Annotated in this window: 4 protein-coding genes; 3 read left to right on the top strand and 1 reads right to left on the bottom strand. The window is 71.8% G+C overall.

Annotated elements, in window-relative coordinates; all coding sequences use genetic code 11:
* A partial coding sequence (locus MHY49_RS11040) for an MMPL family transporter (RefSeq protein WP_239204043.1) occupies positions 1 to 2,775 on the bottom strand: 2,775 nt, incomplete at its 3' end.
* A 220-nt stretch (positions 2,776 to 2,995) separates the two neighbouring features.
* Between MHY49_RS11040 and MHY49_RS11035 the strand changes: the two genes are divergently transcribed.
* The 3 genes from MHY49_RS11035 to MHY49_RS11025 are packed head-to-tail and all read left to right on the top strand — an operon-like array spanning position 2,996 to position 5,917.
* Entirely contained in the window at positions 2,996 to 3,787 is a 792-nt protein-coding gene (locus MHY49_RS11035) for a TetR/AcrR family transcriptional regulator (protein ID WP_239204041.1), read from the top strand.
* Between the two features lie 34 nt (positions 3,788 to 3,821).
* Complete coding sequence (locus MHY49_RS11030; RefSeq protein ID WP_239204039.1) at positions 3,822 to 4,598, top strand: queuosine precursor transporter; 777 nt, start codon at positions 3,822 to 3,824, stop codon at positions 4,596 to 4,598.
* Complete coding sequence (locus MHY49_RS11025) at positions 4,595 to 5,917, top strand: MFS transporter (RefSeq protein ID WP_239204037.1); 1,323 nt, start codon at positions 4,595 to 4,597, stop codon at positions 5,915 to 5,917. Before MHY49_RS11030 ends, MHY49_RS11025 begins: the two co-directional genes overlap by 4 nt.
* The last annotated feature ends 83 nt before the right edge of the window (positions 5,918 to 6,000 follow it).

Genomic DNA, 6,000 nt, shown 5'->3' with positions numbered 1-6,000 from the left:
CTCCCGGCACGTGGCGCTGCGGTGCACGCGCAGCGCCACGTGCCGGGAGGGGTCCTCGAGGGCGTCGACGACGGTCTGCTCGGGCTGCGAGGACTCGAGGCCGAGGTCCACTCGGGATCCCGTGACCACGGCGATGCCCTGGCGCATGAGCTCCTCGAGCCGGCGCACGGCGCGTCCCTGGGTGATCACGCTCGCGTGGGCGAGGTCGGTGACGAGGTCGATGACCACGATCTCCCGCGCGGCGCGGCGCGGGCCGATCTCCGCGATGCGCCCGGCGACGTCCTCGCCGGGGCCGATGCGGTGCACGCGCGCCTGGATCGCGCCGACGTCGGCGGGGGAGAGGCGATCGTGCACGGCGAAGACGCCCGAGCTGGGCGCGATGCGCCCGGAGACGAGGTCGAGGAAGGTCTCGCGGGCGGCGTCGTCCGAGCTGCGCGCGACCAGCAGCGCGCCGGGATCGACCGCTCCGGTGAGCGGGCCGAGCACCCCCGGTTCGCCGACGAGCGGGACGATCGTGTCCTCCATGCGCAGCGCCATGTCGCCGTGCTCCTCGGTCCAGCGCCGGTGCTCGAGCACCGCGCCCAGACCCTCGCCCTCGGTGTCGACCACCGGCAGCAGGCGGTCCAGCCACTTGGGCAGCCACCAGGCGTAGCGGCCCAACAGGGCCAGGACGGCGGGCACGAGCGTCATGCGCACCACGAAGGCGTCCACGAGCACGCCGACGGCGAGCGCGACCGCGATCGGCTGCAGCATGTACGCGCCGCCGGGCACGAAGGACGCGAAGACGGAGAACATGATGAGAGCCGCGGCGATGACCACGGGCGCGCTCGCGGAGAAGCCGCGCTCGATCGCTCCGTGGGCGTCCCCGGTGCGCACGTACTCCTCACGCATGCGGGAGACGAGGAAGACCTCGTAGTCCATGGCGAGCCCGAACAGCACGCCCATGCACATGATCGGCATGAACGCGATCACCGGGCCCACCACGTGGATGTCGAGCGCCTCGTTGCCCCATCCGTACTCGAAGACCATCGAGACCACGCCGAAGGCCGCACCGACGCTCAGCAGGTAGCCGAGCGAGGCCTTGATCGGCACCCAGATCGAGCGGAACACGACCATCAGCAGGATCAGGGAGAGCCCCACCACGAACACCGCGAAGGGCAGCAGCGCCTCGGAGAGCCGATCGGTGATGTCGATCGCGACGGCCGTCTGACCGGTGACGCGGACGTCGGAGATGTCGAGGTCCTTCTCCCACGTCGAGGAGTCGGAGCGCAGGGTCCGCACGAGCTCGGAGGTCGACTCGTCGGTCTGGGAGCCCTCGGGGATCACGACGACCACGGCCATGTCCGCGCCCTCGTTCGGGGTCGCGAGCTGGATCTCCTCGACGTCCGGCAGATCGCCGATGCGCTTCTTCAGGTCGTCGACCACGCCCAGGGGGTCGTCGGAGTTGATGATGTCGGCGGTGACCAGCAGCGGGCCGTTGTACCCGGCGCCGAACTCGTCCGCGACCAGGTCGTAGGTCTGTCGGGCCTGGGTGTCGGGCTTCTCCGTGCCCAGGTCCGGGAGGCCCAGGCGCAGATCCTTGATCGGGATCGCGAGGGAGCCCACCACGAGGATCACCACGATGATCGTGAGCGCCGGGACCTTGGTGACGATGCGGACCCAGCGGCTGCCGCCGGCGCGCTTCGCGGCGGATCCCGCGCCCTCGTCCTCGCCCTCCTCGGGCTCCGGGAGCGCGCCACCGTTCTCCGCCATCAGGCGGCGCACGCGGCGGGGGCGCAGGTTCTCGCCCAGCAGGCCCATGATCGCCGGCAGCAGGGTGAGGGCCACGACCACGGAGAGCGCGACCGTCGCCGCCGCGGCGATGCCCATGATGGTGAGGAAGGGGATGCGCGTGACGAAGAGTCCGACGAGGGCGATCACCACGGTGAGGCCCGCGAAGATCACGGCGCTGCCGGAGGTCGCGATCGCCTCGCCGATCGATTCGACGACATCCATGCCGCGTCTGAGCTGCCCGCGGTGGCGGGAGAGGATGAAGAGGGCGTAGTCGATGCCCACGGCCAGGCCCAGCATCGCGCCGAGCGAGATGGTCACCGAGGGGATCTCCATCCCCGCCGAGAGCGCCATCACCGCGAGCATCGAGACCCCGACGCCCACCACGGCGCTCACGATCGGCACGAAGGCGGGAACCACGGACCGGAAGGTCACCGCGAGGATGATGAGCGCGGCGAGCAGGCCGATGATCTCGCTCGAGCCCATCGGGATGTCCGAGCTCTGCAGGATCTGCCCGCCGAGCTCGACGCGCAGGCCGCCGGAGTTCCCGTCGTCCGAGATCTTCTGGAGCTTCTCCAAGGCGCCGTCGGCGAATCCGCCGGGACTGCCCGAGAGCTGCACGGTGCCGATGATCGCGGTGTCGCCGTCGTTGCGGGTGCCAGGGCTGTTCTCGTCGAAGGGGGAGGGGGCCGCCTCGACCCCGTCGACGTCGGCCGCCTTGTCCATCACCCGGTCGATCTGCGCCTCGTGGTCGTCGATCTTCGTGCCGTCCTCGCTGAGGAAGACGAGCTGGCCGCTCGTGCCGCTCATCTGCGGGAAGCGGTCGGCGAGCTCGTCGAGCCCCTCCTGGCCCTGGGTGCCGGGTATCTCGAACTGGCTCGAGAAGGAGCCGCCGAGGCCGACGGCGAGCCCGCCGAGGACCACCAGCAGGAGGGCCCAGACGCCCACGGCCTTCCAGCGGGCATGGGCCATCGCGCGTCCGAGGCGGTACAGGGTGGAGGACACGGAGGGATCTCCTGACGTTCGGCGGCGGGGAGAGGGTGGACGGGGCCGACGGATCGGGCCGGCGGAGACTGTCGACGGGCAGTGCCGGCAGGCGGTGTCGACGGGCAGTGCCGGCAGGCGGTGTCGACGGGCAGTGTCGACGGAGAGGGCCGACGGACCGCGACCATGAGGTGCGCAGAGAGTCCGCTCGATACACGAATGTATCGGTAGGATGCTACCCATGGAAGCTGGACATCCGGAAGTGGTCGACCCCGTGCCGGACCTCCTGGGGAACGTGCCCGCCGGTGACGAGACCCGCCGCAAGGAGAACACCCGGTCACGACTGGTCCGCGCCTCCGTGCAGGTGTTCGCGGAGAAGGGCCTGGACGGCGCGACGATCGACGACCTCGTGCGCGCCGCGGGATTCACGCGCGGCGCGTTCTACTCGAACTTCTCGAGCAAGGACGAGGTGTTCCGGGCCGCCTTCGCGCTCGCGACCCAGCAGGTGATCCAGATCATGCACGAGCGCGTGGACGAGGCGCGCGCCGCGCACGGCCCGCTCGGATCCGTGGCCCCGAGCGGCTCCGTCGGCGGTGCGGCCGACGAGGGCGCGCGCACCGAGGAGGCCGCGCTCATGCTCGACCTGTTCGAGGCGATGCGTCCCTTCGGCCGACAGTGGTGCCTGCTGCACACCGAGGCCGTCACCCATTCGCTGCGCTCCCAGGCCGATCGCGACGAGCTGGTCTCGCAGCGCCGCCTGCTGCGCTCGACGGTCGCGGGGGTGCTCGCCTCGACCGCCCCCGGCGTCGGCCCGCGCGAGGGGCTGGACTTCGAGGACCTCGCCCAGCTGCTGATCGGCGTGTTCATCGACCTCATCACACGCGAGCAGCTCGAGGGCGAGGACGTCTCCGCCCTCGCCTCGACGACGATCCTGGGCACGCTGCGCGCGTTCCTGCAGCCGGGCGAGGCGGGCGCGACGGGCGCTGTCTGCGCCGGGGCCGCCGACGGGGGAGAATGCCGGACGGCCGACTGATCCGTCGGCCCCGCACCGACCCCGGAGGGACCGCATGAGCACCGCCCCGACCCCGCGCGCCGAGAGCGCGCAGATCCCCGCGAAGCGTGAGCACTCTGGACGCCCGGCCGGCGTGGCCTACGCCGACCGGGGCTCCTCGCATTACGACATCCTCGCCATGATCATGTGCGCGGTGGTGATCCTCTCGGGGATCGGCGCCGCGAAGGGCGTGTTCTTCGGGACGATCCCGGGCATCGGCTTCGACATCATCACCGACGGCGGCTTCTTCCTCTTCCCCCTGGCGTACATCGTCGGGGACATCATCACCGAGCTCTACGGGGTGCGCGCGGCGCGGCGCGCGATCATCATGGGCTTCGTCGTGAACATCCTCGCCGCGATCTGCTACCAGGTGATCATCGCCCTGCCGCCGTTCCCCGACGACTACGGGCTGGCCAAGCAGGAGGCCATCGAGACGGCGCTCGGCCCGGTGTGGATCGTGGTCCTCGCGGGCCTCGTGGGCTTCGCCGCAGGGCAGAGCGTGAACTCCCTGATCATGAGCCGCATGAAGCGACGAGCGGGGGAGCGGGGCCTCATCGGCCGCCTGTTCTCCGCGAGCGGCGCCGGCGAGCTCGTGGACACCTTCCTCTTCTGCACGATCGCGGCCGCCGCGATCGGCATCACCAGCGTGGGCGACTGGGCCGAGTACACGGTGCTCGGCTTCGTCTACAAGGTGGCCGTGCAGTACGCGGTCATCCCGATCACCGCCGCGGTCATCCGTTTCCTCAAGCGCGTGGACCCGACCTACCAGGCGGCGCTGGCAGCCGCCTCATGACCTCTGCCGACACCGCCTCCTCCCCGTCCGCTCCCTACCCCCAGGGATCCCCCGGCTACCGCCGCGTGGTGGGCGCCGTGTTCCTCGCCGGCTTCGCGGTCTTCCTCGTCATGTACGACACGCAGGGCCTGCTCCCGCAGATCGGCGCGGGCTTCGGCGCAGGGGAGGCCGCGACCGGCTGGAGCGTCGCCGCGACCACGCTCGGCATGGCGCTCGGGATGATCCCGCTCAGCACGGTCGGCCTGCGCCGGGGGCTCTTCCACCGGATGCTCGTGTTCCTCGTCCTCTCCGGGGTGATCGGCCTGGCCTGCGCGCTCATGCCCTCGCTCTGGTCGCTGGTGGCGGCGCGGTTCCTGCAGGGCGTCGCCGTGTCCCTGGTGCCCGCGAGCGCGCTCGCCCTGATCGGCGAGAGGATCGCGCCCGAGGCCATCACCGCCGCGACCGGCATCTACCTGGCCGGCAACACCGTGGGCGGGCTCTGCTCCCGACTGATCCCCGGCGCTGTCGCCGAGTTCGCGTCCTGGCGCTGGGCGATGGGCGTGATGGCCGTGCTGTGCCTCGCATGCGGGCTGGGCGTCGCACTGCTGCGTCCTCGCGGGGCGGCGGCGAGCGCGGGCTCGACGTCGGCCGGGCCGCAGAGGCGGCCGGCGGCGGGGGACCGGAAGACGGAGGAGCGGAAGACGGGGGAGCGGGCCGTCGGCCGCACGCTCCGCGCCGCGCGGGAGTCGCTCTCGATCCCCGGGGTGCTCGCGGCCTGCGTGATCGGGGCCGCACTGATGGCGGCCTTCAACAGCGCGTACACCGTGGTCGGCTTCCGGCTCCAGGGACCCGAGCTCGGCCTGGGTCCCGCCGCGGCGAACGCCGTGTTCCTGCTCTACCTGCTCGGCACGTTCACCTCGGCGCGGGCCGGCAGGATCGTCGGCCGGATCGGGCTGGTGCCCGCGCTGCTGGTCTCTGCCCTCGCGGTGGCCGCGGGCTACTGGATCGCCCTGCCCTCCCAGCTGCTCTGGGTCGTCGTGGGCCTCGGCCTGATGACGGCCCTGTTCTTCCTCGGCCACTCGAGCGCCTCGGCGACGGTCGCCCGTCTCGCCCCGGCCTCGGCCCGCTCGACCGCGTCGGCCCTCTATCTCACCGCCTACTACGTGGGGGCGACGGCCGGATCGGCGCTGGGCTCCGTCGGCTACGAGCACAGCGGATGGCTCGCGGCGGCGGGGCTCGGCACCCTGTACGCGGCGATCGCAGCGATCGCCGCGCTGCTCGGTGCCCGAGCGATGAGACGACGCCGCGCGGAGGATGCGCGCGAGGAACGGCGCGACTAGGCTTCTCGGACACTCCCACGTGGGATGTGTGGTCGCAGACTCCTTCCCCTCCCCGCCTCCTCATGCCCTTCGAAAGGCCCTTC

This window comes from Brachybacterium sp. ACRRE (assembly GCF_022346485.1).
GTDB lineage: Bacteria > Actinomycetota > Actinomycetes > Actinomycetales > Dermabacteraceae > Brachybacterium > Brachybacterium halotolerans.
Note: the sequence above shows the minus strand (reverse complement) of the source record. Positions and strands in the feature narration are given on the sequence as shown.

Coding starts and splice junctions, on each gene's coding strand:
- MHY49_RS11035 (WP_239204041.1), top strand. CDS start 2,996: ATGGAAGCTGGACATCCGGAAGTGGTCGACCCCGTGCCGGACCTCCTG.
- MHY49_RS11030 (WP_239204039.1), top strand. CDS start 3,822: ATGAGCACCGCCCCGACCCCGCGCGCCGAGAGCGCGCAGATCCCCGCG.
- MHY49_RS11025 (WP_239204037.1), top strand. CDS start 4,595: ATGACCTCTGCCGACACCGCCTCCTCCCCGTCCGCTCCCTACCCCCAG.